Annotated in this window: 2 protein-coding genes and 1 pseudogene; 2 read left to right on the top strand and 1 reads right to left on the bottom strand. The window is 26.0% G+C overall.

Annotated elements, in window-relative coordinates; all coding sequences use genetic code 11:
• Window positions 1–151: 151 nt before the first annotated feature.
• Window positions 152–463, bottom strand: a pseudogene (locus L21TH_RS05285) (ATP-binding cassette domain-containing protein); the annotation flags it as partial.
• Window positions 464–713: 250 nt separating this feature from the next.
• Here L21TH_RS05285 and L21TH_RS05290 point away from each other — a divergent pair.
• Together L21TH_RS05290 and L21TH_RS05295 are read left to right on the top strand one after the other, a co-directional pair.
• Window positions 714–1,766, top strand: a complete 1,053-nt coding sequence (locus L21TH_RS05290; protein WP_006311119.1) for an NHL repeat-containing protein — start codon at window positions 714–716, stop codon at window positions 1,764–1,766.
• A gap of 12 nt (window positions 1,767–1,778) precedes the next feature.
• On the top strand, window positions 1,779–2,405 hold the full coding sequence (locus tag L21TH_RS05295; RefSeq protein WP_006311121.1) for a hypothetical protein: 627 nt from the start codon (window positions 1,779–1,781) through the stop codon (window positions 2,403–2,405).
• Window positions 2,406–2,588 lie beyond the last annotated feature (183 nt).

The raw sequence follows: 2,588 nt of genomic DNA on the forward strand, positions 1-2,588 counted from the left end.
TAATCTATCTACTTATAAAAATCTAAAGTTCTAATTATTATTAATTACAATACATATAATGGTAGTGTAAAAAAATCTGTGCTTAGGTGAAAAACAAAACTCCTTTCTGGCAATAATTAACACTAGAAATCAAAACCAGAAAGGAGTTTTTCTATGTCAACATTATTGCAGTTTTTCCTTCTTTTTTTAGTATAGTACCTATTTCATCAGCGATTGTTAGTCTAGTTTGATAGTTTAGGGCAGAAAAGGGTCCATCTAGCAGTAGAATTTCAGGCTTTAAAGCTAGGGTCCTTATAAGAGCTGCCCTTTGTCTCATTCCTCCTGAAAGCTGTCTTGGATAGTGGTCTTTAAATTCTCCTAAACCATAGGTATCTAATAGGTTTTCTACAAACTTTTCCTTTTCTTTAGCTAATTTCTCTTGTATTTCTAGACCTATCAAAGTATTTTGTTTTATAGTTCTCCATTCGAATAAATGGTCTCTTTAAAACATATATTTTATATCTCCACTAGTTCCTTTTACTTCTTTACCATTGACAAATACTTTTCCTAAGGTGTTGCAGGTATAAAAAAGCAATATTTATTTTAAGAAACATCTACTTAAATTAAAATAATAGGAAATAAAACCCAATTATTCATAATACTCCAAAAAGTAATTTACAAATATATCCACAAATAATATAATTAAGTCAACAAGTAGAAGGAGGAGAAGAAATATGAAAAAGCTTATATCAATAATTACAATTTTGATAGTATGTATGTCAGTTGCATTTCTCACTAATGCGTCTCATATATATAAGAATAACAATATAAACTTACCAGATGAAGCAGTATTTGAGAAGATACTGTCTGTCGATGTAGGTATTGGGGAAGAAGAAATTGGATATTCACCTAAACTTGAAGGTGTTACCAATGAGGGTCCAGGTTCTTTTGCAATAGATAATATGAAAAACATTTATATTTTAGATACTCTTAACAAGAAAATTATGGTATTTAACAAAGGTGAGTTTAACTATAATATCAATATAGATTTTACAAATTATGCAAGAGATATACTATATAACAAAGGCAACTTATATATATTAGATGAATCAAATTATATTTATTCTATAGATTTAAACGGAAAAATAAAAAATATATATGAACTACCTGATGATATAAAAGCTTTTCAAGTAAAAAGATTATCAATAAACAATCAAGGTAATATTGTAGTGCATTTAGATGGATATGAATACAATATTAATGAAAATTTTAAATCAAAAGGTTATTCTTTTGGGCAAGATAGCAAACTTATATCAAAATTTATAGATGATAAGCATATAAAAATAATAGAAAATATCAATTCTAAAAAAGACAGGGAACTAGAGATTGAATTAGCTGAAAATTCTGGTTGTGTTCATATTATTGGAATGGATAAGAAAGGAAATATATATGTTTCTGTAGAAGAAGATATTCCTGATAGTCCTTTAGTATTAGTTGAACACACAATTAGAAAAATAGATTTACAAGGAAAACAGATAGGTTTTGCAAGAATTCCCTTAGAAGAATATTATAATTTTCCATTAAGGTTTGCTAATGTAACAGAAAATGGAGAAGTGTATATAATGGCATTAAAAGAAAACTGTGTTGAAATATATAAAGTAATTTTAGGAAAGACATATAAATCTAAAATAGAAGATTTAAAAGAAAAGGCTAAAAAGGAAAAGCAGAGGATACAAAAAGAAAAAGAAGAAACTATATCAATTGTTAATCTAAAATTAAAGTTATAAGGGTGAAATAAAATGAAAAAACATGAAAGAATAACCCAGAAGTTTTTAATAATTTTTTTTATAATAATAGTTTTAACTGGTTGCCATCAAGTTGTTAATGAACAAAAAGAAGTGCTCAATGAGTTTCAAAAGATAATAATATTTTCAAAAGGTAAAGAAATAGAGATACTGAATGAAACGGATTTATCAAATATAAATATTATAATTTCAAATATGAAGTCAGAAAAAAATAATGAAAGTGGAGTTAACGGAATAAAGGGTAAAATAATTTTTAAAAATGGGAGTTCAAATGATTTTATTTTACAACCAGACAAATTATATATAGGTGATAACCTATATCAAGGAAAAAATGAATGTGGTCAAATTAAAAACATTTTTGCTAAATATATATATGACAAAAAATATATCATAAGTCTTTTGGAAAAGGAAGAAAATATAAAAGTGATTGCTAAGGATATAGAAATTGAACTAATACTCGATGATATAAATAAGAAAAAACTTATAGATACTTTTACAAATGCCAACGTAAAATACAACAATGACTATCCTGGGATAGCTTTAGTATCACAATTTCCGGATTATTACATTGGACTTTCGGGATTTAATATCCATATTATTAATCCCAATACTTTAGGATAATTAAGCAAGAATCCTCCCTATTTCAATAGGGAGATGAATCGCTATTTATTTTTTAAAATAATAACTATATGCATAGCATTTTATACGCTCATATATTGACTTTAAATAGTTGTTAATATATATTATATGCATGAGTAAAAATAATATAATTCACGCTAGAACTTGCGTATATAATGTAAATTA

The sequence above is a fragment of the Caldisalinibacter kiritimatiensis genome, from assembly GCF_000387765.1.
In the GTDB taxonomy this organism is placed as follows: Bacteria; Bacillota; Clostridia; order Tissierellales; family Caldisalinibacteraceae; genus Caldisalinibacter; species Caldisalinibacter kiritimatiensis.

Coding starts and splice junctions, on each gene's coding strand:
- L21TH_RS05290 (WP_006311119.1), top strand. CDS start 714: ATGAAAAAGCTTATATCAATAATTACAATTTTGATAGTATGTATGTCA.
- L21TH_RS05295 (WP_006311121.1), top strand. CDS start 1,779: ATGAAAAAACATGAAAGAATAACCCAGAAGTTTTTAATAATTTTTTTT.